Source organism: Amycolatopsis circi, assembly GCF_003385235.1.
GTDB lineage: Bacteria > Actinomycetota > Actinomycetes > Mycobacteriales > Pseudonocardiaceae > Amycolatopsis > Amycolatopsis circi.
In genome coordinates, this window is sequence record NZ_PQIA01000122.1 from 1 (window position 1) to 22242 (window position 22242).

Consider the following 22242-nt stretch of genomic DNA (forward strand, 5'->3'; position numbering starts at 1 on the left):
CGCGGCGGCCGGTCAGGTTCAGGCCGGAAAGGTAGTGCGGGTCGTCCATGCCAGGAATCTAACAGCGGCGCGCAGCGCCTCCGTTGGGGGGGGAGGAGGGGAGGAAGGCGGAGTTATGGGCGGGGCGCCGGTTCGCACGCCGAGCGTGGGTCATGCCACGCCGAGTACCGCCGATCAACAGCCACGGAGTCGCAGGGGGCCAGGTGCTGCTGAAGCAGCTTCCGCACGGGTGGCCTGGGACCGCGGCGGCGTCCTCACCCTGATCGACGGAGACATCGCAGGCGTCGATGCGAACGGAACCGCTGCCGGGGCTTCGCAGAAACGCGCGACCGTTTGGCACCAGAATGCGGGCATCGTGCAGTTCAGGCTTGGCAGCGCCGGGTGCGGCTGGACGGGCCCCGCGTCCGCCCAGCCGCGCCTGCGGGTTCAGCTTCTCGCCGCAGTGGGATACGGCAGCAGGGCCATCTCCCGCGCGTTCTTGATCGCCGTCGCCACCTGTTTCTGTTGCTGCGGCGTCAATCCGGTCACCCGACGGGCCCGGATCTTCCCGCGGTCGGAGATGAATTTCCGCAGCAGGTCGACGTCTTTCCAGTCCACTCTGGTGATCCTGGCCGCGTGCAAGGGATTAGGGCGGCGGCGCGGCGTCCGGTCCGGTTTCGGCATGGCGTTCACCAGCTCGACTTCGAGACGCCGGGCAGTTCCCCGTTGTGCGCCATCTGCCGCATGCGCACCCGGGACAGCCCGAATTTCCTCAGGTATCCGCGCGGGCGGCCGTCGGCGGTGTCGCGGTTGCGGATTCGCGTGCGGCTGGCGTCGCGCGGCATCCGTTGCAGCGCAACGACTGCGTCGGCCTTCTCCTCCGGCGAGGCGGACGGCGAAGCGATCACCGTCTTGAGCGCGCGCCGGCGTTCCACATAACGAGCGGCGATCACCTTCCGCTGCTCGTTCTTCGCGATTTTCGACTTTTTCGCCATCAGCGCTCTTCCTTGAATTCGACGTGCTTGCGCGCCACCGGGTCGTATTTGCGCAGTACCATCCGGTCCGGATTGTTGCGGCGGTTCTTCTTCGTCACGTACGTGTAGCCGGTGCCCGCGGTCGACCGCAGTTTGATGATCGGCCGGATGTCGGTGCTCTTCGCCATCTAGAACTTCGCTCCCTTCGCCACGAGGTCGGCGACGACGGCGTCGATCCCCCGTTTGTCGATCGTCTTCATGCCCTTCGCCGACACCTTGAGCCGCACGGCGCGGCCGAGGCTCGGCACGTAGTAGCGGCGCGTCTGCAAGTTCGGCTCCCAGCGCCGCGACGTCCGGCGGTGCGAATGCGAGACCTGCTTGCCGTAGCCCGGCTTGCGGCCGGTGACCTGGCACACGGCTGACACGGACCCTCCCAAGTTGATAGTGACATTCATGTTCAACTACGCTCGCCACCGTACCCCGCCCCGTCGTCTGGAGATCCAGTGCCCCAACGTCCGCGTGTCCCGCTCGTGCTCTGCAGCGGGATCGCCCGCACCGACGCCCTCGCCGCGCTCCTGCTCCGCGCGAGCCCCGGGACCGCCGTCGTCCACCACGACCTGCGCGAGATCGGTTCCGGCGTCGTCCGCCGCCGGATCCTCCTGCGCGGCCGCGACGAGCTGACGCCGCTCGAACTCGCGCACGGCTGCGTCAACTGCACGCTGCGCGAGGACCTGCTGCCGCTGCTGCGCCGGCTGGCCCGGATGCCGCAGGTCGACCGCATCGTGGTGCGGCTGGACGAGGCGATGGAGCCGGAACCGGTGAGCTGGGCGATCCGCAACGTCCTGGTCGGCGACCGCCCGGTGAGCGACGACGTCGAACTCGAAGCGGTGTTCACCGTGCTCGACTGCGCGACCTGGCTGGCCGACGTCACCGGCGACGACCTGCTCGCCGAGCGCGGCCTGCACGGCAGCCCGGAAGACGAGCGGACGGTCGCCCAGGTCGCACTGTCCCAAGTGGAATCGGCGGACGTGCTCGTGCTCGCCGGAGCCGCGCCGGACGCTTGGTGCGCGGCCAAATCCTCAGCGGTGCTCGACCGGGTCGCGCCGTCCGTGCCGCGCGTCGAACTGGCCCGTACCGACGCCGCCGGGCTGTTCGCCGCGATCCCGGCCGACGCCCGCCGCGGCGAGGTCACCGACCTGCACGGCGCGTTGCTGCGCGGAGCCCCGCCGCTGCATCCGGATTGCGGTATCGAGCTGCTTCAGTTCACCGCGCAGCGCCCCTTTCATCCGGAGCGGCTGCACGAGGCGATCGACCTGCTGCTCGACGGCGTGGTCCGGACCCGCGGCCGGGCCTGGGTGGCGAGCCAGCCGGACGTCGCGTTCTGGATCGAGTCGGCGGGCGGCGGTCTCGGCATCGGGCACGCCGGCCCGTGGCTCGCCTCGCCGGACGGACCGGACTGGGCCGACGTCTCTCCCGAACGCCGCACGCTCGCCTCGCTGCGCTGGGACCTGGTGCACGGCGACCGCGCCCAGGAGCTGGTGATCGTCACCGATCAGGCCGCTCCGGCAGAGATCGAGAGCGCGTTGCGAGCAGCCCTGCTCACCGACGCCGAACTGGCCGAGGGCGAGGCCGCCTGGCGCGCGTACCCCGACCCGTTCGGGGACTGGCACGAGGATCCCTGCGAAGAAACCGAAGAACCCGACCGGCACGCGAATGCCGCCAACCAGAAGGACGAAACTCTGTGAAACCCGGCATCCACCCCGACTACCATCCGGTGGTCTTCAAGGACTCGTCGACCGGCGACGCGTTCCTGACCCGCTCCACCGCCACCTCCGACCGCACGATCGACTGGTCCGACGGGAACACGTACCCGCTCGTCGTGGTGGACATCAGCGCTTGGTCGCATCCGTTCTGGACCGGCACCCAGCGGATCCTCGACTCGGCGGGTCAGGTCGAGAAGTTCCACCGTCGCTACGGGCAGCGCAAGCGCGGGGGTGCGAGCTGATGGCCGTCCCCAAGCGGAAAATGTCGCGCAGCAACACCCGGACCCGGCGCTCGCAATGGAAGGCCGCGGTGCCGGACCTGGTGCCGATCGTCGTGGACGGCGAGCGGAAACTGGTGCCGCGCAAGCTGATCAAGCACTTCCAGCGGCTCGAGCGGTGAGCGTCCCGGTCACTGTCCTTTCCGGATTCCTCGGCGCCGGGAAAACCACGCTGCTCAACCAGATCCTGGCCAACCGCGAGGGCTTGCGCGTCGCGGTGATCGTGAACGACATGAGCGAGGTCAACATCGACGCCGCGCTCGTGCGGGACAGCGTGTCGCGGACCGAGGAGCGGCTGGTCGAGATGACCAACGGGTGCATCTGCTGCACCCTGCGCGAGGACCTGCTCGACGAGGTCGCGCGGCTCTGCGAGGACGACCGGTTCGACCATCTGCTCATCGAGTCCAGCGGGATCTCCGAGCCGATGCCGGTGGCCGCGACGTTCTCCTTCCCCGCCGACGACGGCACCCCGGTGCTGTCGTCGGCGCGGCTGGACACGATGGTCACCGTGGTGGACGCGGCGAACTTCGCCCGAGAACTGGCCCGCGGTGACAGCCTGGTCGAGCGCCGGCTGGACCAGTACGACGGCGACGAACGGACGGTCAGCGACCTGCTGATGGACCAGGTCGAGTTCGCCGATGTGCTGCTGCTGAACAAGGTTGACCTGGTCACACCGTCCGAACGGGACCGGCTGATCGCTTCGCTGCGCCGCCTCAACCCAGCTGCCGACGTCATCTCCGCCGAGTTCGGACAGGTGCCGCTGGCGAGGGTCTTCGGCACCGGCCGGTACGACGCCGAACGCGCGCAGCAGGCGCCGGGCTGGGTGGCGGAACTGAACGGCGACCACGTGCCGGAGACCGAGGAGTACGGCATCTCCAGCGTCGTGTTCCGCTCCGCGCGGGCGTTCGATCCGGTGCGGTTGTGGGAGTTCGTGACCTCGCGGCTGGACTCCGGGGAGTTCGGCACGGTGCTGCGGTCGAAGGGTTTCTTCAGCCTCAGCACCCGGCCGGGCACGCTCGGGTTGTGGTCGCAGGCAGGCAGCGTCGCCCGGTTCGAGCCGCAGGGCATCGTCGACGAACCCCGGCAGGAGCTGGTGTTCATCGGCGTCGGTCTCGAGCACGCCGCGCTGCTCGACGCGCTCGAGACCTGCCTTTCCGACTCCTCCGCGACCGCGGACCCGTTCCCCGAATGGGAACCGGTCCACGTCCACTAAGGACAGTTCCGGCTCACGGCCGCAACACCGTGAGCCGGAACCGACCTCCCGTCTCGGCCGCGTGCTCCACCGCCTCGCCCACGGCGGACAGCGCGAACTCGTCCACCTCGAACTGGGTCAAGTCCAGCAGTCCGCATCGCGCCAGCGCGATCAGCTTCGGCACCGCGTCGCGCGGGTACATCCAGCGGCCTCGCACCGTCACGCTGTTCAGCATCAGCCACGAGTACGGCAGCGCCAGTTCGTCCCCGATCCCGCCCATCAGTACCACTCGGCCGAATTCCCGCACCGTCATCGCGGCCGCGCGCGCTGCGGCGATCGAGGCGGACGGCGGCAGCAGATCCAGCACCAGGTCTACCGGCCCCTCCGCCGCGGCCTGCATCGCCGCACGGTCTTCGTCTTCGTTGCCGGACAGCACGACAGTCCGGACCCGGTGGCCGAAGCGCCGCTCCAGATCGGCCAGCGCCGACTGGTTCCGGCCCGGCGCGATCACCCGGCCCGCGCCCATCGCGATCGCCACCGCGACCGCCGCACCGCCGTAGGTGCCGGTCGCGCCGCTGATCAGCACCGTCTCGCCCGGCTGCAAGCCGCCGTCGAGCAATCCGCCATAGGGCACCAGGCAAATCCCGAGCGCTGCCCACCGCCCGGCGTCGGCCTCGTCGATCTCGCCCAGCGGGGCCGCGTTCTCGGTCGGCACCATGATCTGCTCGGCGAACCCGCCGTGCCGGAAATGGCGCTGCAAAGCCAATCCCCCGTCACCGCGCGCGGTCAAGCCCTGCAGGACGACGTCCGGCGTCAGCGCGTCGTCGCGGGAGCGGACCGTCGGGTCGCAGCGGACCCAGTCGCCCGGCCGGAGTTTCGTCGCGTCCGGACCGACCGAACGCACCCGGCCGACCGCGCCGGTGCCCAGGATCGCGGGCAGGTCGAGCAGGTACTGCCGAGCGCCGCTGACCACCTCGGCCGTGTAGTGCAGCACCGGTGCCGCGACGACGTCCACGACCACCTCCCCGGTGCCCGGCGCCGGATCCGCGACCTCCTCGACCGACAACGGCAGGCCGAATTCCTTGAGCACAGCAGCTTTCACCGATTTTCTCCTTCGTTCCGCTCCATCCTCGGCGAAAACGAAGCAGGCAACCAGGAGTGTGCCGCTACCAGGATGGTTCGTCCGGGATACCCGTTTCATCCCAGTTGAACAGGCTAGGTTTATCAGCCTAGGCTGTTGATTGTGGCGAACCGGACGAGCGAAGCCCAGACCCGGCACGGTGGGCGCTACAAGTGGGTAGCGCTCTCCAACACCACGCTCGGCGTGCTGATGTCGGCGCTGGACGGGTCGATCGTGATCATCTCGCTGCCCGCGATCTTCCGGGGCATCGGCCTCGACCCGCTGGCCCCGGCCAACATCGGCTACCTGCTGTGGATGATCCTCGGCTACCTGCTGGTCTCCGCGGTCCTGGTGGTGACGCTCGGGCGGCTCGGCGACATGTTCGGCCGCGTCCGGATGTACAACGTCGGGTTCGTGATCTTCAGCGTCGCCTCGGTAGCGCTGTCGTTCGACCCGTTCCACGCGGCCGGCGGCGCGTTGTGGCTGATCGGCTGGCGAGTGGTGCAAGCTGTCGGCGGCGCGATGCTCACCGCGAACTCCGCGGCGATCCTCACCGACGCTTTCCCGCGCGAACAACGGGGAATGGCACTGGGCGTCAACCAGATCACCGCGCTGGCCGGGCAGTTCCTCGGCCTGGTCGCAGGTGGGTTGCTGGCCGAACTCGACTGGCGCGCGGTGTTCTGGGTGAGCGTGCCGTTCGGCATCTTCGGCACCATCTGGTCGATCCGGAGCCTCCGCGAGGTCAGCCGTCCGCAACGGTCCCGGATCGACTGGGGCGGCAACGTCACCTTCGCACTCGGCACCGCGATCATCCTCGCCTCGATCACCTACGGCATCCAGCCCTACGGCGGCGCGGCGACCGGCTGGGGCAATCCGTGGGTGCTCGGCGGACTCGGCGTCGGAATCGCGCTGCTGGCTGGGTTCTGCGTGATCGAGACCAGGGTGTCGGCGCCGATGTTCCAGCTTTCGCTGTTCCGCATCCGCGCCTTCACCGCCGGGAACCTCGCCGCGCTGCTCACCGCGATCGGGCGCGGCGGGATGCAGTTCATGCTGATCATCTGGCTGCAGGGGATCTGGCTTCCGCTGCACGGGTACGACTACGAACAAACCCCGCTGTGGGCCGGGATCTACCTGCTGCCGCTCACCGCCGGTTTCCTGATCGCCGGTCCGGTGTCCGGATTCCTCTCCGACCGGTTCGGGGCGCGGCTCTTCTCCACCGGCGGGCTGCTTCTGGTCGCCGGGTCCTTCCTCGGGCTGCTCGCGCTGCCGGTGGACTTCAGCTATCCCGCGTTCGCGCTGCTGCTCGTGCTGAGCGGCATCGGGCAGGGCATGTTCTCCGCACCGAACACCTCGGCGATCATGAGCAGCGTGCCGGACAACCAGCGCGGCGTCGCGTCCGGCATGCGTTCGACGTTCCAGAATTCCGGGACGTCGCTGTCCATCGGCGTGTTCTTCTCGCTGATGATCGCCGGGCTCGCCGGTTCGCTGCCGTCGACGCTCACCGGCGGGCTGCAGGCGCACGGCGTCCCCGCGGACGTCGCCTCGAACATCGCCCAGCTGCCGCCGGTGAGCACCCTCTTCGCCGCGTTCCTGGGCAGCAACCCGGTGGCCCATCTGGTCGGACCCGGGGTGCTCGGCCAGCTTTCCCCCGCTGACTCCGCAGCGCTGACCGGCAAGGAGTTCTTCCCCACCCTCATTTCCGGGCCGTTCCACGACGGACTGGTCACGGTGTTCGTCGCGGCCGCGGTGATGGCTCTGGTCGCCGCGCTCGCGTCGGCGTCGCGGGGGAAGCGGTACTTCCACCAGGACTAGGTCAGTCCATCGTGAGCGCGATCTTGCCGTGGATGTTGCCTGCCTGGTAAGTCCGCATCGCTTCGGCGGCTTCGGTGAACGGGAACGTTGCCATGATGCGATGCGTCAACTCGCCTTTCGCGTAAAGACCCGCCAGCCTCGCGAGGCGGGCCGCCGACCGGTCGCTCGCGGTGAGCCGGATGCCCAGTTCGTCGGCGCGGTCGTGCTCGACCAAAGTGAGAATCCGGGACCGGTCCTTGACCAGCTCCAAGGTGTACTCCAACGCGGCACCGCCGACCCCGTCGATCGCCGCTGTGACGCCGTGCGGCGCCACTCGTTCGACGAAATCCTCGCTGTACGCAAGGGGAATCGCGCCCAGCGCCCGCACCTGCTCGTGCCACGCCGGACGCGCGACACCGAGTACCTTCGCACCGCGCAGCTGGGACAGTTGCACCGCCATCGCCCCGACGGAGCCTACCGCGCCATGCACCAGCACCGTGTCGCCGCGGCCGACGTCGATCACCTCGACCGCGATGTCCGCGGTCTGCGCCGCAGCCGTGAACGCGCCCGCGACCTCCCACGGCATCTCCGGCGGCTTGGGCACCACCTGGTCCTGTCCGGCTACGACAAGTTCCTGATACGCGCCCAGTCTCCCGTAGCCGAGCACCTCGTCGCCCGCCGAGAGTCCTTCGACGCCTTCCCCGATTTCGTCGATCACCCCGGCGAACTCGTTGCCCGGCACGGTGAACGCGCCCGGTTCCGGCACCGGGATGAGCCCCGCGAGCACCGCGACGTCGAACGCCTGCAGCCCCGCGGCCTTCATCCGGATCCGGACCTCGCCCGGTCCGGGCCAGGGCTCCGGCACCTCCTCCAGCCGCAGCACTTCCGGCCCGCCCAGCTCGCGGAACCCCATTGCCTTGCTCATTCCCGCCTCCAGCGCTCGTGTCGATCACCGCAAGTGTTCGACATCAAGCGGACTTGACGTCAAGCCGCGGGTCGACCAGTGCCTCCCGATGGGCTAGGTTGGTCGGCGATGACTACCGGGACGGCTTCGCGCCACTCACGGATCGGCTACCCGGCGCTCTCCTGAGCGCCGCGCGGGCTCCGCCTCCTTCGTCGTGACCACAGGCACCTCAACGACGACAGGAGACATTCATGCCCGACAAGACTCTGCAGATCCCCACCGCCGACGGCCTGGCCGACGCCTTCGCCGCGTTCCCCGACGACGGCGAGCAGCACCCAGGTGTACTGATGTACGCCGACGGCTTCGGCGTCCGGCCCGTAGTGCGAGACCTGGCCCGAGAGCTGGCTCAGCACGGGTACTACGTACTCGTGCCCAACTTTTTCTACCGGCACGGGCCCGCGCCGGTGCTCGAACTTCCCGAATTCATCGGCGAAGACGAGCGTCCCGGGGTCTTCGCTCAGGTGATGCCGATGATCGAAGCGCACACCCCTGAACTGGTGCTGCGCGACGCCAGCGCTTACCTCGAGTTCCTCACCACTCAGGAGGAAGTCAGTGCCGGACCGGTCGGGGTCACCGGCTATTGCATCGGCGGCCTTCTCGCTGTCCGCACCGCCGCGGCCCATCCGGATCAGGTGGCCGCGGTGGCCGGATTCCACGCGCCGGTGGGCGCTGCCGGGCCCGAGATTTTCTCGCAGCTCACCGCTCAGGCGCACTTCGGCCATGCCGCGTCCGACCTGACGCCGGAAACGCTCGGCGAACTCAACCGAGCCCTTGACGCCGCAGGGGTTGGCTACACGTCCGAGATCTACCCCGGCACGGTCCACGGATTCACCATGGCCGACACCGATTCTTTCGATGCCGCTGGCCTGCGACGCCATTGGGAACGGCTGCTGCCGCTCCTCGGCCGGACTCTGTGAGGCCAGCTACTCGACCCACCACCAGCCGTCGCCCAGCTCGACGGTCGGCCGGACAGCGCAGCCCGCGCCGTCGAGGTAGTCGCAAGAGTCGAGCGGACGGCCGGGACGGTACTTCTCCGGCGAACCGCTGAAGTGGGCGAATCCGGCGGCACAGTCCAGGGCACACGGAAGTCCGTGAGGGGAACCCTGAGGGACTCTGATTCCCTCAGGGTTCCCCTCACGGACCGCTCGGCGTGTACAGCGCGCCCAGGAACTCCACCAGCAGCCGTTCCCGCAACGGTTCCGGCGCGGCGGCCAGCAACGCGTTGATCGGGGCCATCCGTTCCGGCAGACCGTCGCCGCCCGTCAGGCCCGCAGCGGCGAGCAAGCCGCCGAACTGTTCGGACGTCAGGGTCGCCGGGTCCAGCGCGGCGACGAACGCGGCGACGTCCGGATCGACCCGCACCGAGCCTTCCGCACGCGCCGCCTCGACCGAAGCGGTCAGATCGGCGAGGAATTCCGGCTCGCTGCCGTGGTTGGCGGCGGTGACGGTGAGGTGCAGGTTCAGCGGAGAAGTCCCGTGCGCGAATTGCGGCTGGACGTACCAGCCGCGCGTTTTCATCTCGTCGGCGACGGTGAACAGGTCGAAGCCGTCCGCGCCGGCGAACGCGACCAGCGTCGACACCGGGTCGCCCAGTACGCGCAGGCCGGGAATCCCCGCCACGCCAGCGCGAATCCGGTCCACAGCTTCCCGGGTGCGCGAGGCCAGCTGCAGGTAACCGTCCTCGCCGAGGTGGTGCACGACGGCCCACGCGGCGGCGAGCGGACCGCCGGAGCGGGTGCTCTGCAGCGTCGGGTTGAGCATCGTGTAGCCGGGCCAGGCCGCGCTCGCGAAGAAATGCGTCCGCCGGAGTTCCGCGGAAGCGTGCAGCAGCACCGAGACGCCCTTGGCGCAGTACGCGTACTTGTGCAGGTCCACCGAAATGCTGGTGACGCCAGGGACGCGGAAGTCGAACGGCGGCAAGTCCGCGCCGAGCTTCGCGAAGTACGGCAGCACCCAGCCGCCGATGCACGCGTCGACGTGCATCCGCACCCCGCGGGCCGAAGCCGCAGCAGCGATCTCCGTGATCGGGTCGACGACGCCGTGCGCGTACGAAGGCGCACTCGCCACGACGAGCACGGTGGAGTCGTCGATCGCCGCAGTCATCGCCGCCGGGTCCGCGCGGAAGGTTTCCGGATCGACCGGCACCACGACCTTCCGAACGCCGAACAAGTGCGCGGCCTTGTGGAACGCCGCGTGCGCGGTTTCCGGGAGCACAATCGACGGCGACGCGATGTCCGGCCGGAAGTCGCGGGCGGCGAGGACCGCCAGCAGGCACGATTCGGTGCCGCCGGACGTCACCGTGCCGACCGTCTCCGGCGTGCCGCCGAGCAGTCCGGCCGCGCGGGCGACCAGGTCGTTCTCCATCTTCAGCAGGCTGGGGAACGCGGTAGGGTCGAGGCCGTTCGCCGAACTGGCCAGCGCGTGCGCGGCGGCGGCGATTTCGTCCACTTCGGACAGTCCGCTGTCGTACACGTAGGCCAGCGTGCGGCCGCCGTGCGTCGGCAGGTCGCCGGAGCGGAGTTCGCGCAGCCGCGCCAGGACGTCGTTCACGGCTGCTTCTCGAGGACCGAACGGCGCAGCAGCGGGATGCCGAGCGCGATCAGCACCGCGGGCAGCACCGAAGCGCCGATCACGATCGCGGTGATCGCCGACGGCGGCTGCGGGACGGCGTTCGTGCCGGTGCTCGACACGTAGCTCCCGGCCTGCAGCACGATGCCGAACAGCCCCGGCCCGAGCGCGAGCCCGAGCGTCTCGGACGCGGTCCACACCCCGGCCGTGACACCCGCCCGGGTCTCGCCGGTCCGCTCCTCCTCGGCGCTGATCAGGTCCGGCAGGATCGCCAGCGGGAACACCGAGATGCCCGCGTAGCCAACGCCGGCGAGGGCGACGAACACCAGCGTCGCGGCGAACGGGAGCTTGTCCGCGAAGTACATCGCCACCAGGCCGACGAAGAACGACGTAGTGGCGATCCGGAATCCGGCGAGCTTGCCCCAGCGCGCGCCGAGCCGCGGCCACACCGGCATGGTGACGAGCGCGGGCCCGACGAACCCGACGAACAGGTAGGTGCGGTAGCTCGGGTCGCCGAGCACGTGCTGCGCGAAGTACGGGATCGCGGCGAGCACGGTGCCGATGCCGAGGGCCTGGATGAAGTACACGCCCATCAGCCACCGGAACGAGCGCCACCGCGAGATGGTGCGCGCCAATTCCTTGAGCCGCACGGTGTTGGGCCGCAGCGAGCCGACCGGCGCGCCCTTCAGGCCGAAGTAGACGCCGAGCGTCGCGGCCAGGATGATCACCGCCATCACCAGGCCCATCACCCGGTAGCCCGCCACGCCGGGCAGCAGGTCGGTGATCGCCGGGGCGCCGCCGCCGGACACCAGCACCGCCACCGCCAGCACGCCGATCCGGACGCTGGTGAGTTTCGTGCGTTCCTCGGCGGAATCGGTCAGCTCGGCCGGAAGCGCGTTGAACGGCACCTGGAAGAACGCGTACGCGGTGGCGCACAGGAAGAACATCGCCACGACGTACGCCGCGTCCCACGCAGGCGCGCCGAAGCCGGGATGCGCGAACAGCGCGGCGAACAGGATCGCGACGCCGATCCCGCCGCGCAGCAGGAACCGCCGCCTGCTGCCGGTGCGTGCGAGGTCTGCGTCGGAGAGCCGGCCGGCGACCGGGTTGAAGACCACGTCCCACGCCTTCGGCACGAACACGATCACCCCGGCCGCCGCCGCGGGCACGGCCATCGTGTCGGTGAGGTAAGGCAGCAGGAGCAGCCCCGGCACCGTGCCGAACCCGCCGGTGACGAAGGAGCCGAGCGAGTAGCGGAATCTCGTGCGGCGGGACAGCGACGCCAAAGGTCCTCCTCGAAGGCGGAACGACGAACGCATGCCTAATGGATCTTCGCCGGTTCCCGGTAGTGGTCGGGAGGAATCGTGCCACCGTCGTGATGCACCGGCAGTACCGGCCCGACTACGCCCTCGTGCGCGGCGATGCCGGTTCTAACCGGGATTGCCGCTCACGAGGCCAGAGCTTTCGCCGCCCTCGCCAGCGACCCCGCGTCCCCGCGCAGCAGCAACGTGGTGACCACAGTGGCCTCCCACGCCGACAATTCCTCCCGGATCTTCTCCGCCGGGCCGATCAGCGACGTGTCCTCGACCAGCGAAGTCGGAATCGCCTTCACCGCCTCTTCCTTGCGCCCGGCCAGGTAAAGCTCCTGCACCTTGTCCGCGACATCCGCGTACCCGAGCCGGGCGAAGACGTCGTGGTGGAAGTTCACGCTCTTCGCGCCCATTCCGCCGATGTACAGCGCCAGCGCCGGTTTGATGAAGCTCGCCGCCTCCTCGACGTCGTCGTGCACGATCACCGGCACCGACGCGGCCACCTCGAAATCGGCCAGGCTCCGGCGCGCGCCCGGGCGGGCGAAACCCTCCTCCAGGGCAGTCCGGTAGAACGCGTCCGACTTGGGCGAGAAGAACAGCGGCAGCCAGCCGTCGCAGATCTCCGCGGCCAGCGCGACGTTCTTCGGGCCCTCGGCGGCGAGGTAGATCGGCAGATCGGCGCGCAGCGGGTGCACGGTCGGCTTGAGGGGTTTGCCCAGTCCGGTCCCGCCCTGCAGCGGCAACTGGAAGAACTGCCCGTCGAGCGTCACCGGTTCCTCGCGGGCCAGCACCTTGCGCACGACCTCGACGTACTCGCGCGTGCGCGCCAGCGGCTTCGGATACGGCTGGCCGTACCAGCCCTCCACCACCTGCGGCCCGGACGCGCCCAGCCCGAGCACGAACCGGCCGCCGGACAGGTGGTCGAGGGTCAGCGCGGTCATCGCCGTCGCGGTCGGGGTGCGCGCGGACATCTGCACGATGTTGGTGCCGAGCTTGATCCGGCTGGTCGCCGCGCCGACCCAGGCGAGCGGCGTGAACGCGTCCGACCCGTACGCCTCGGCCGACCACACCGAGTCGAACCCGAGCCGCTCCGCTTCGAGCACTGTCTCTTGCGCGCCCGGGATCGGCCCGCTCCCCCAGTACCCGAGGTGAAAGCCCAGCTTCATCAAGCCCTCCTGATCTCGAAAGTCCGTGAAGGACTCCTTGAGGGAATCTGATTCCCTCAAGGAGTCCTTCACGGCACGTCCGGCGAGTAGTGCTCCGGTTTCCCGCGCTCGGCGAGCGGGGGAAGATTGCGGCGCGGGGTTTCGACCGGCGGCGTCCCCGGGGCCAGTTCGCCGCGGGCGCGCCGCCAACCCGCCCGTGCTCGCGGATGGTAGCGGCGATCGTGCGGAAGCAGCGTGAACGCCGCGTTGATCAGCTTGCCCACGCGGCGGTGCCGACGGGCGTCGCGCGCGGACCAGCGAAAGCCGAGCAGATCGCGCACTTCCGGGTCGTACAGGCCGACGGTCAGCCACACGAATTGTTTCGCGATGACCATCGAGACCGGTTTCCACAGTGGATCCGGCAACCACGGCAGAAAAGGCGGTTTCGCGATCCCGCGGAGGTCGAGGACGTCGCGCGTGGCCTTGTTGTCCTCCAGCACTTCGGCGCACATGTGCTTCCAGTACCGCTGGAAGTCCTCCCACGACTCGGGCACCGGACGCATCGTCATGTCGTACATCCGCCACCAGCGCACGTGCTCGTCGAACAGCGTGCGCTTTTCCTCTTCGCCGATGCCGCCCATGAAATTGTCGGCGATCAGGATGGTGCTGACGAAGAACGTCGAATGCGCCCAGTAATACGTGTCCGGGTCGAGCGCGTGGTAGCGGCGGCCTTTCGCGTCGACGCCCTTGATCCGGTCGTGGTAGCCGCGCACTTCCAGCGCCGTGCGGTGCGCGAGCGGGCCGTCGTAGACCACGCCGCCGATCGGGTACAGCGAGCGGAACAGCCGTTGCCAGCGCTCCTCGAAGAACCGCGAATGCTCCTCGACGCCCGCGCCGAGCCCCGGGTGCATGTTCTGCATCGACCCGGCCCACAGCGCGATCAGCAGCCCGCGCCAGTCGCCGAAGTACTTCCAGGTCAGCGAGTCCGGTCCCAGCGGCTCAGGTGCTTCCCGGGTCATCGCGGCTCCTCGGCGGGTCGGCGAAGTGACTACAGCTGTTGTCAGGTTAGGATGTGACAACATCTGTGGTCAACTCGGGACGGGAGCGGGTATGCCGGGCCGCACGTGGGCGGGCACGACGCTGGACGACCGCAAGGCCCAGCGCCGTGCGCAGCTGCTGGCCGCCGGGCTCGACCTGCTCGGCGCGCAGGGCAGCGCGGCGGTGAGCGTCCGCGCGGTGTGCCGTTCCGCGAAGCTGACCGAGCGGTACTTCTACGAAAGCTTCGCCGACCGGGAAAGCCTGGTCGCCGCTGTCTACGAGGACGTCGGGGACCAAGCCCGGCAGGCGCTCGCCGACGCGGTTTCCGGTGAAGCCGACCCGAGCCGCCGGGCCGAACGCGCGGTCACCGCGTTCGTGGAGTTGATGCTGGACGACCCGCGCAAGGGCCGCGTGCTGCTGCTCGCGCCGCTGACCGATCCCGCGCTGACCAGCCGCGGCCTGCACCTTCTCCCGGCGTTCACCACGCTCGTCGGCGAACAGCTGTCGCGCGGCGACGAAACCGGCCGCCAGCTCGTGGCGATCGGTCTCGTCGGCGCGCTCAGCAACGTGTTCATCGCCTACCTCGACGGCACGCTGAAGGTGAGCCGCGAGCGTCTCGTCGAGCACTGCGTGAAGCTCGTGCTCGGCGCGGACGCTTTCGACTCGGGGGCTCACTGAGCGGCTGCCCGCTCGTCGCGCAGCCGCAGCGCGATGTCGATGATCATGTCCTCCTGGCCGCCGACGTAGCGTTCTTCGCCGACCTTGTACAGGATTTCGTGCGCCGGGACGCCGTAGCGCTCGGCGGCGCGCTCGGCATGCAGCAGGAAGCTGGAGTACACGCCGGCGTAGCCCTGGATGATCGACGACCGGTCCATCACCGGCAGCCGGGTCAGGTACTTCTTCACCACGTTCTCCGCGGCTTCCATCAGAACGTCTTTGTCCACCCCGGTTTTGATACCGAGCCGCTCGAAGGTCGCCGCGAGGACTTCCGTCGGCGAGTTGCCCGCACCGGCGCCGAGCGCGGCGAGCGAACCATCGATCTGCCGAGCGCCAGCACGGTAAGCGAGCACTGAGTTGGCGACGCCGAAGCTCAGGTTCTGGTGGCCGTGGTAGCCGACCTGGGCATCGTCGCCGAGTTCCGCGACGAGAGCAGCGACGCGTTCGGACGCGTCGTCCAGGATCAGTGCGCCCGCGGAGTCCACGACGTACACACACTGGCAGCCCGCGTCGGCCATGATCCGGGCCTGCTTCGCCAGGTCCTCCGGCGTCGACATGTGCGACAGCATCAGGAATCCGACCGTTTCCAGGCCGAGATCGCGGGCCGCGCCGAAGTGCTGGATGGACACGTCGGCCTCGGTGCAGTGCGTCGCGATCCGCACCGCGCCCGCACCGAGGTCGGCCGCCGCGCGCAGGTCGGTCACCGTGCCGAGGCCGGGCAGGAGAAGCACGGCGATCTTCGCCTGTTTCGCCTCGTCGACCGCGGCGGCGATGAGCTTTCGCTCGTCCACCAAGGAAAAGCCGTAGTTGAAGGTGGATCCGCCGAGGCCGTCGCCGTGGGTCACCTCGATCAGCGAGATGCCCGCGTCGTCCAGCGCGCGGACGGTGTCGCGGACCTGCTTTTCGGTGAATTGGTGCGCCATGGCGTGGCTGCCGTCGCGCAGAGTGGTGTCGACCAGCCGGACGCCGGTGTTGTTCACGCGGCCACCTCCTGAGCGGCGAAGAGATCGCCGACGCGCGCGGCGGCGGCGGTCATGATGTCGAGGTTGCCCGCGTACTTGGGCAGGTAGTCGCCGTTGCCCGCGACTTCCAGGAACACGCCGACGCGGGCCTTGCCGCTCCAGTCCGGCCGCGGCGGGTCGAACTGCGGGTCGGCCTTGAGGGTGTAGCCCGGCACGTACTGCTGGACGTCTTTCACCATCCGGTGCACGGATTCGCTGATCGCGTCGAAGTCGGCGTCCGGGTCGACCGCGCAGAACACCGTGTCCCGCATGATCATCGGCGGGTCCATCGGGTTGATGATGATGATCGCGCGGCCCTTGTCCGCGCCGCCGACCTTCTCGATCGCGTGCGAGGTGGTCTCGGTGAACTCGTCGATGTTCGCGCGCGTGCCGGGTCCCGCCGACCGCGACGACACCGACGCGACGATCTCCGCGTACGACACCGGCGTCACCCGCGAAACCGCGTGCACGATCGGGATGGTCGCCTGCCCGCCGCAGGTGATCATGTTGACGTTGCGGTCGGTCAGCTGGTCGGGCGGATTGACCGCCGGGCACGTGAGCGGGCCGATCGCGGCGGGCGTCAGGTCGATCGCGCGGATGCCCGCCTCGGCATAGCGCGGCGCGTTGGCCTTATGGGCCTTCGCCGACGTCGACTCGAACACCAATTGCGGCAGTTCCGCGCGCGACAACAACCAGTCCACGCCCTCGGCGGAGGTCTCGAGCCCGAGCTTCGCGGCGCGGGCGAGCCCGTCCGACGCCGGGTCGACGCCCACCATGTAGCGCACTTCCACGTGCTCGCTGCGCTGGAGTTTTGCCAGCAAATCCGTACCGATGTTGCCCGGGCCGACGATCGCGGCCGTCACCTTGCGTTCCGCCATGCCGCCACGGTGCTCGCCGGGATGGGGCACACTCAACCCATGCGTACCACTGGACGGAACGGCGACGGGCTCGTGACCGCGCGCGTCGCCGCCGTGCTCGAAGCCTTCCGCCCCGGCGACGACGCGCTGGGCGTCTCCGAACTGGCGCGCCGGACCGGCCTCGCGAAGACGACCGTGCACCGGCTGGCCGGGCATCTCGCCGAGACCGGCCTGCTGGAACGCGACGGCACGTCGGTCCGGCTCGGGCTGCGGCTGTTCGAGATCGGTCAGCTCGCGGTGCGCCGCCGCGGCCTGGTGGAGGCGGCGCGGCCGTACCTGGCGGATCTGCGCGAAGCCACGCGGAACACGGTGCATCTCGCGGTCCTGGAAGGCACCGAAGTGGTTTACCTGGATGTGCTGCGCGGGCCGGACGCGCCGGATCTGCCTTCGCGCACCGGCGGGCGGTTTCCGGCGCACGCGACCGGCGTCGGGAAGGCGATTCTGTCCTGCTCCCCCGACGATGTCGTAGCTCGGGTGATCGACGCCGGGCTGCCTCGGGTGAGCCCGCGGACGATCACCGCGCCCGGACTGCTGCGGCGTCAGCTGGCGCGGATCCGCGAGGACGGGATCGCTTTCGAGCGCGAGGAATCCGGGGTGGGCGTGGTGTGCGCGGCGAGCCCGCTCGTCGACGCGAACGGGCTCGCCGTGGCCGCGGTGTCGATCTCCGGCTGGGCGACGCGGATGCGGACGGAACGGGTCGCGCCCGCGGTCCGGACGGTGGCGTTGGCGTTGTCGCGGACAGTCGCCGAGACTTGATCAGCCTTTGCTCATGCGCAAGATCATGGCGACGGCGTCCTCCGAGCAAGTTCCCGGGGTCAGGACTTCCTGCAAGAGCAGGCCCCGCATCGCGGCGACGGTGACCGCGGCCGTGGTCAGCGCTTCCTCGGCGGCGAGCCCTTCCTCTTCCGCGAGCGTGGCCAGCATCTTGGTCAAATCGTCGAGCGAATCGATGAACTCGCGGAAGTCCTCCGGCCGGTACGCGGCCAGCCCGGTGACGTGAAAGAAACCGCGAACCCGCGACAGCTGTTCCGGGCTCGTGTAGGTCCGCCAGATCGCCATGACGAGGTCGTCGAAAGTGCCCTGCCGGGCAGTCTTGAAAAGCTTCTCGTTGTCCCGGGATCGCTGCGCCCCGAGCATCGCCGCCAAGACGCCCGGGAGCGAGCCGAAGTGGTAGCGCAGCAGGGCGTGGCTGGTCTCGGCCCGGGCGGCGACTTCGCGGAGCGACACCTCCGGCGAAGGAAGAGTCCCGTCGAAGGCGTCGAGAAGCCGGGCCAGGAGACGCTCGCGGGCGTCGCCTTTGCCTTCCGTGCTTGACAAGGTCACTCGCACAGTTTATCCATTGGAAAAGAAGGTGGCAACGGCGGAGGGAACGACGCGTGAGACGTTTTGAGATAGTCGGCGCAACGGTCGTCGACGGATCGGGTCGCGATCCCGCGGCCGGCACTGCCGCCGTCGAGGACGGGCTGATCACCCGGCCCGGCGGTTCCGGCGAACGCCTCGACGCCACCGGGCTGACCATGACGCCCGGCCTGATCGACGCACACGTCCACCTGGGCTTGTCGAGCCCGATCCAGCCGCAATTCTCGTTTCAGCTCAGCGCCGCCGAGATCGCGGCGGACATCTTCGCCACCGCCGGCGCGACCCTCGACGCCGGTTTCACGACCGTCCGGGACACCGGCGGCATCGACGGTGGCGTCGTCACCGCGATCGCCAAGGGCAAGGTCCGGGGGCCGCGCGTGCTCTCGTGCGGACCGGTTCAGTGCCAGACCGGCGGGCACGGCTACTACGGAGCCGAATGGGAGCCGACCGAACTGTGGAGCGGCCACCACATTCCCGGTCTGGCCGCCCTGTCCATGATGTCGGGCAACGCGAACGAGCTGCGCAGCAACGTGCGCGAGGCCTTCCGTCGCGGAGCCACCTTCCTGAAGCTCTGCGTGACCGGCGGCGTGGTCAGCTCACACGACAAGCTGACCGACACCCAGTTCACCGTCGAAGAAATCGCTGTCGCGGTCCAAGAAGCCGCCGCACGGGGCACCTACGTGACAGTGCACGCGCACAACAACGAAGGCATCCGCAACGCGGTCGAGGCCGGGGTGCGCTGCGTCGAGCACGGCACCGATATCGACGAGTCTGCGGCCGCCCTGATGGCCGCTCGCGACGTTGCCCTGGTGCCCACTTTCGCTGTCGTCGAGCATCTGCTGCGCGACACCGCCGAAGCCGGCCTCAGCGACTCGATCCGCGATCGGGCACTGGGTGTTCGCGAGCGGATGGCCGAGGCGCTCGCTGCCGCCAAGGAAGCCGAAGTGCGGATCGGGCTCGGATCTGATCTCATCGGTCCGGCTCAGGACCGCCGAGGGGAAGAGCTGACGTTGCGCGCAGAGCTGGAGACGCCGATGGACGCGCTCGTGGCGGCCACGAAGACCAACGCCGAGATTCTCGGCCTCTCCGACCAAGTAGGAGTGATCACTCCCGGTCTGCAGGCAGATCTCGTGCTGTGGAAAGGAAATCCGCTCGAAGATCCACAGCTATTCTCCGACCCCGCCAACGCCGTTGTCGTCGTCCAAGCCGGACGCGTAGTAAAGGACCTCCGATGAGCACTATGTGGCAAGGCTGCCTCGCCGACACCGATTACTTCGAAATGCGTTCCCGCAGCGGGCACGCCTACGGCATCTGGGTCACCACGCCGCCGGGCTACGACCCCGCCAAGACGCGGGTGCCGGTCGTGTACGTGCTCGACGGCAACTGGGCGGTGGGCATGACGGCTCCGCTCATCGTCACCCAGGCGGATCCCATGCAGCAGATCCAGCCTTATCTGCAGGTCAGCGTCGGGTACGCGGGCGAGGAGGCACAAGACTGGGCCCGGTTGCGCAACCGGGACCTCGTGCCGCCCGGCGAGCCCATCGCCCAGGAGCTGGTCGACGCCGTGGAGCTGGGACTGGAACGGGGCGCGATGACCCGCGAGGAAGCCGACGCCTACCTCGCCGAACTGCGCGAAACCCACGCCGACGCGTTCCTGGCCTTCCTCACCGAAGAACTGCACCCGCGGATCGAGCGTGCCTACCACGCGGCCGAGAGCGGGCACGGCCTCTTCGGCTATTCCTACGGCGGGCTCTTCAGCCTCTACGCCTGGCTCAACAGCGGTACGCATTTCGAGAGCATCGGCGCGGGCAGCCCCGGCGTCGTCGGCGAAGACAGTCAAATTTTCGCCCAGCTCCACAAGCTTGGCGACAGCCTGCCCGCCACCAAGCTGCACGTGACCGTCAACGACCAAGAGCTTCTCGGAGACCTGGCCGTCTACCAGATCCTCGCGAAGAACACGGCCACGCTCCTGCACCGCCTCGCCTCCCGCGACGGAACCGTCACCAGCGCGGTCCTGCGCGAAACGCACGTGACCGGGTTGCAGGCCTCGTTCCTCAGCTACCTCCGGACCTGCCGGGCCCAGTAGGTCACCCGGCGGCGTGCACCGGGGGCCGCCGCTCCGCCCAACTGGACGCCGATCGGCAGCCCCTGCGAGGACTGGCCGAGCGGCAGGCTGATCGCCGGTGCGCCGGTCTGGTTGAACAGCGGCGTGAACGTGCAGGCGTCGAAGAGCTGCCTGGCCCAGTCGGTTGCGGCGAGATCGGCGTTCGCGTCCAGGCGGCCCAGCGGCAGGGCCAGGGTGTTCATCGTCGGCGTCAGCAGCAGGTCGTACTCGGTGAAGAACCGGCCTGCCTCGCGGGAAACGACGTTCATCGTGCCCAGAGCGGCGGTCAGTTCCATCGCGCTGACCGCGCGGCCGTATTCGACGCACGCCCACGAGGTGCGTTCGAGTTCTCCGGGCTCGCCGCGACCCCGGTCATCTCTTCGATGGCTGGCGGCGCGCGGGTGGTCGAACGAGCGGATCTCGACGGCGCTGGGGATCACGGTCCGCAGCCACGTCGAGCCGTCGCTGGTGAAGCTCGACTGTCCGAACCGGACCGCGCTGGCCCGGCACGCGCTCGAGCAGGGCCTCGACACTCTTGGCGCTCTCGAAGCCGTCCATCGCTGACCAGATTGTGTCACAATCCTTGCGTCTCAGACACGGCCATGCTTGACTCGCCCTGCCCATAAGTTCCCGAAGTGCCGGTGCCGCAAGCAGTTCACCGGTCGATGATTGTGTACCGATTTCCTCAGCGGCCAGGAGGCAGCGGATGACTACGTTCGAACCCGAGCACCTGCCCCGGCGGCCGATCAAGCGGCGGCTGCCCCGGCCGTCGGAGATCCGTCCGCTGCTCAAATTCCGGCAGCCGCGGTTCGACGTCCGCGAGCGCCGCCTCGCCACCGCGCACACCATCGACGACCTGCGCACCATCGCCCGCCGCCGCACTCCCCGGCCGGTTTTCGACTACGTCGACGGCGCGGCGGAGCAGGAGATCAGCATCGGCCGGGCGCGGCGGGCGTTCGAGAACGTCGAACTGCACCCGCGCGTGTTGCAGGACGTCACCGAGGTAGACCCGTCGACCTCAGTCCTCAGTGGACAGTCAACCCTGCCGCTCGTGCTCGCACCCACCGGTTTCACGCGCATGATGCACCACGAGGGCGAAATCGCCGTCGCCCGCGCGGCCGCTCGCGCCGGGATCCCGTATGTCCTCTCGACGATGGGCACCACTGACCTCGAAGACGTCCGTGCGTGCGCACCGTCCGCGCGGCAGTGGTTCCAGCTGTACCTGTGGAAAGATCGCGCCGCGAGCGAAGCGCTGGTCGAACGCGCGGCGCGAGCCGGGTACGAAGCGCTCGTCCTGACCGTCGACACCCCGATCGGCGGGGCACGGATGCGCGACGTCCGCAATGGACTGACCATCCCGCCCACGCTGACCGTCCGCACGCTCGCCGGGATCGCGGTCCGGCCGTCCTGGTGGATGAACCTGCTGACCACCGAACCGCTGCAGTTCGCCGCGCTCAGCAACTTCGACGGCACGGTCGAAGAGCTGATCGGCACGATGTTCGACCCGTCCCTGACCGTCGAGGACCTGCGGTGGCTGCGCGAACTGTGGCCGGGAAAGCTGATCGTCAAAGGGATCCAGAGTGTCGCGGACGCGAAGGAGATGGCGGGTGCCGGTGTCGACGCGCTCGTGCTCTCGAACCACGGCGGCCGCCAGCTCGACCGCGCGCCGACCCCGCTCGAACTGCTGCCGCGCGTCGTGGACGCCGTCGGAGACGACTGCGAGATCATCCTCGACACCGGCGTCCGGACCGGTGCCGACCTGGTTGCCGCGCGGGCGTTGGGCGCGTCGGCGGCGATGGTGGGCCGGGCCTACCTGTACGGCCTGATGGCGGCGGGCGAGCAAGGCGTCGACCGGGCGATCGAGATCCTGCGCGCGGAGTACGTGCGGACCTTGCGGCTTCTCGGCGTCACGCGCACCGACGAGATCAGCGCAGAACACGCCTCCCTGCGACTGCCCGCCCGGCTTTGACGGTAGGCTCGGCTAAGATCGGCAGTCACTGTGGCAAGTTCTGCTGAAACGAG

The 22242-nt window shown here is 69.3% G+C and carries 25 protein-coding genes; 11 read left to right on the forward strand and 14 right to left on the reverse strand.

The genetic code is table 11. The annotated features are described in order from the left end of the window. Window positions 1–426 precede the first annotated feature (426 nt). From rpsR to rpmB, 4 genes are read right to left on the reverse strand one after another with little or no spacing between them, the layout of a single operon-like run. Window positions 427–672 carry a 30S ribosomal protein S18 gene (gene rpsR / locus D0D37_RS36000; RefSeq protein ID WP_116205048.1) on the reverse strand — a complete coding sequence of 82 codons (246 nt, stop codon included), beginning with the start codon at window positions 670–672 and terminating at the stop codon, window positions 427–429. Further along, window positions 669–974: a 30S ribosomal protein S14 gene (gene rpsN / locus D0D37_RS36005; RefSeq protein ID WP_116205049.1), complete on the reverse strand. Its 306-nt coding sequence runs from the start codon at window positions 972–974 to the stop codon at window positions 669–671. The genes rpsR and rpsN overlap by 4 nt, the downstream gene beginning before the upstream one ends. Then, window positions 974–1141 carry a 50S ribosomal protein L33 gene (gene rpmG, locus D0D37_RS36010; RefSeq protein ID WP_116205050.1) on the reverse strand — a complete coding sequence of 56 codons (168 nt, stop codon included), beginning with the start codon at window positions 1139–1141 and terminating at the stop codon, window positions 974–976. The genes rpsN and rpmG overlap by 1 nt, the downstream gene beginning before the upstream one ends. After that, window positions 1142–1378 carry a 50S ribosomal protein L28 gene (gene rpmB, locus D0D37_RS36015; RefSeq protein WP_116205051.1) on the reverse strand — a complete coding sequence of 79 codons (237 nt, stop codon included), beginning with the start codon at window positions 1376–1378 and terminating at the stop codon, window positions 1142–1144. A 78-nt stretch (window positions 1379–1456) separates the two neighbouring features. Here rpmB and mrf point away from each other — a divergent pair, with 78 nt between their 5' ends. The 4 genes from mrf to D0D37_RS36035 are packed head-to-tail and all read left to right on the forward strand — an operon-like array spanning window position 1457 to window position 4207. Then, window positions 1457–2698, forward strand: a complete 1242-nt coding sequence (gene mrf / locus D0D37_RS36020; RefSeq protein ID WP_116205052.1) for a ribosome hibernation factor-recruiting GTPase MRF — start codon at window positions 1457–1459, stop codon at window positions 2696–2698. Then, the gene (locus D0D37_RS36025; RefSeq protein ID WP_116205053.1) at window positions 2695–2958 is read left to right on the forward strand and encodes a type B 50S ribosomal protein L31; all 264 of its coding nucleotides are present in this window, start codon (window positions 2695–2697) and stop codon (window positions 2956–2958) included. The genes mrf and D0D37_RS36025 overlap by 4 nt, the downstream gene beginning before the upstream one ends. Further along, the gene (gene rpmF / locus D0D37_RS36030) at window positions 2958–3116 is read left to right on the forward strand and encodes a 50S ribosomal protein L32 (protein WP_116205054.1); all 159 of its coding nucleotides are present in this window, start codon (window positions 2958–2960) and stop codon (window positions 3114–3116) included. Before D0D37_RS36025 ends, rpmF begins: the two co-directional genes overlap by 1 nt. Beyond that, window positions 3113–4207 (forward strand): GTP-binding protein, encoded by a 1095-nt coding sequence (locus tag D0D37_RS36035; RefSeq protein ID WP_116205055.1) that lies wholly within the window; start codon window positions 3113–3115, stop codon window positions 4205–4207. The genes rpmF and D0D37_RS36035 overlap by 4 nt, the downstream gene beginning before the upstream one ends. Before the next feature lie 13 nt (window positions 4208–4220). On the opposite strand, the gene D0D37_RS36040 is transcribed toward D0D37_RS36035, so the two are convergent. Then, window positions 4221–5288, reverse strand: a complete 1068-nt coding sequence (locus D0D37_RS36040) for a zinc-binding dehydrogenase (protein ID WP_116205056.1) — start codon at window positions 5286–5288, stop codon at window positions 4221–4223. 141 nt (window positions 5289–5429) lie between these two features. On the opposite strand from D0D37_RS36040, the gene D0D37_RS36045 reads away from it, so the two are divergent. Continuing rightward, a complete protein-coding gene (locus D0D37_RS36045; RefSeq protein WP_208720297.1) occupies window positions 5430–7118 on the forward strand; it encodes an MFS transporter in 1689 nt (562 codons plus the stop codon). A 1-nt stretch (window position 7119) separates the two neighbouring features. Here D0D37_RS36045 and D0D37_RS36050 read toward each other — a convergent pair whose 3' ends face one another. Continuing rightward, window positions 7120–8022 carry an NADP-dependent oxidoreductase gene (locus D0D37_RS36050; RefSeq protein ID WP_116205057.1) on the reverse strand — a complete coding sequence of 301 codons (903 nt, stop codon included), beginning with the start codon at window positions 8020–8022 and terminating at the stop codon, window positions 7120–7122. A 230-nt stretch (window positions 8023–8252) separates the two neighbouring features. Between D0D37_RS36050 and D0D37_RS36055 the strand changes: the two genes are divergently transcribed. Then, window positions 8253–8978 carry a dienelactone hydrolase family protein gene (locus D0D37_RS36055; protein WP_116205058.1) on the forward strand — a complete coding sequence of 242 codons (726 nt, stop codon included), beginning with the start codon at window positions 8253–8255 and terminating at the stop codon, window positions 8976–8978. 217 nt (window positions 8979–9195) lie between these two features. Here D0D37_RS36055 and D0D37_RS36060 read toward each other — a convergent pair whose 3' ends face one another. The 4 genes from D0D37_RS36060 to D0D37_RS36075 all read right to left on the reverse strand — a co-directional run bounded on the left by D0D37_RS36060 (window position 9196) and on the right by D0D37_RS36075 (window position 14103). Beyond that, a complete protein-coding gene (locus D0D37_RS36060; protein WP_116205059.1) occupies window positions 9196–10611 on the reverse strand; it encodes a pyridoxal phosphate-dependent decarboxylase family protein in 1416 nt (471 codons plus the stop codon). Beyond that, entirely contained in the window at window positions 10608–11915 is a 1308-nt protein-coding gene (locus D0D37_RS36065) for an MFS transporter (protein ID WP_116205060.1), read from the reverse strand. Before D0D37_RS36065 ends, D0D37_RS36060 begins: the two co-directional genes overlap by 4 nt. Before the next feature lie 161 nt (window positions 11916–12076). Further along, entirely contained in the window at window positions 12077–13105 is a 1029-nt protein-coding gene (locus tag D0D37_RS36070) for an LLM class F420-dependent oxidoreductase (protein WP_116205061.1), read from the reverse strand. A gap of 68 nt (window positions 13106–13173) precedes the next feature. Beyond that, a complete protein-coding gene (locus D0D37_RS36075) occupies window positions 13174–14103 on the reverse strand; it encodes an oxygenase MpaB family protein (protein ID WP_116205062.1) in 930 nt (309 codons plus the stop codon). Between the two features lie 91 nt (window positions 14104–14194). Between D0D37_RS36075 and D0D37_RS36080 the strand changes: the two genes are divergently transcribed. Further along, window positions 14195–14800, forward strand: a complete 606-nt coding sequence (locus tag D0D37_RS36080; protein WP_116205063.1) for a TetR/AcrR family transcriptional regulator — start codon at window positions 14195–14197, stop codon at window positions 14798–14800. Here D0D37_RS36080 and dmpG read toward each other — a convergent pair. Continuing rightward, window positions 14794–15819: a 4-hydroxy-2-oxovalerate aldolase gene (dmpG, locus tag D0D37_RS36085; RefSeq protein WP_116205064.1), complete on the reverse strand. Its 1026-nt coding sequence runs from the start codon at window positions 15817–15819 to the stop codon at window positions 14794–14796. The two genes, D0D37_RS36080 and dmpG, sit on opposite strands and share 7 nt — an antisense overlap. Continuing rightward, complete coding sequence (locus tag D0D37_RS36090; RefSeq protein ID WP_116205065.1) at window positions 15816–16718, reverse strand: acetaldehyde dehydrogenase (acetylating); 903 nt, start codon at window positions 16716–16718, stop codon at window positions 15816–15818. The genes dmpG and D0D37_RS36090 overlap by 4 nt, the downstream gene beginning before the upstream one ends. 39 nt (window positions 16719–16757) lie before the next feature. On the opposite strand from D0D37_RS36090, the gene D0D37_RS36095 reads away from it, so the two are divergent. Beyond that, window positions 16758–17513: an IclR family transcriptional regulator gene (locus tag D0D37_RS36095; RefSeq protein WP_116205066.1), complete on the forward strand. Its 756-nt coding sequence runs from the start codon at window positions 16758–16760 to the stop codon at window positions 17511–17513. Here D0D37_RS36095 and D0D37_RS36100 read toward each other — a convergent pair whose 3' ends face one another. Then, entirely contained in the window at window positions 17514–18080 is a 567-nt protein-coding gene (locus D0D37_RS36100) for a TetR/AcrR family transcriptional regulator (RefSeq protein ID WP_116205067.1), read from the reverse strand. Between the two features lie 53 nt (window positions 18081–18133). Here D0D37_RS36100 and D0D37_RS36105 point away from each other — a divergent pair, with 53 nt between their 5' ends. Both D0D37_RS36105 and D0D37_RS36110 read left to right on the forward strand, forming a co-directional pair. Continuing rightward, window positions 18134–19351 (forward strand): metal-dependent hydrolase family protein, encoded by a 1218-nt coding sequence (locus tag D0D37_RS36105; protein WP_116205068.1) that lies wholly within the window; start codon window positions 18134–18136, stop codon window positions 19349–19351. After that, window positions 19348–20202 (forward strand): alpha/beta hydrolase, encoded by an 855-nt coding sequence (locus tag D0D37_RS36110; protein WP_116205069.1) that lies wholly within the window; start codon window positions 19348–19350, stop codon window positions 20200–20202. Before D0D37_RS36105 ends, D0D37_RS36110 begins: the two co-directional genes overlap by 4 nt. Here D0D37_RS36110 and D0D37_RS48230 read toward each other — a convergent pair. Next, window positions 20175–20753, reverse strand: coding sequence for an amidase family protein (locus D0D37_RS48230; protein WP_244223796.1), 579 nt, complete (start codon window positions 20751–20753; stop codon window positions 20175–20177). The two genes, D0D37_RS36110 and D0D37_RS48230, sit on opposite strands and share 28 nt — an antisense overlap. A gap of 173 nt (window positions 20754–20926) precedes the next feature. On the opposite strand from D0D37_RS48230, the gene D0D37_RS36120 reads away from it, so the two are divergent. After that, the gene (locus tag D0D37_RS36120; RefSeq protein WP_162834636.1) at window positions 20927–22189 is read left to right on the forward strand and encodes an alpha-hydroxy acid oxidase; all 1263 of its coding nucleotides are present in this window, start codon (window positions 20927–20929) and stop codon (window positions 22187–22189) included. Window positions 22190–22242: the final 53 nt, after the last annotated feature.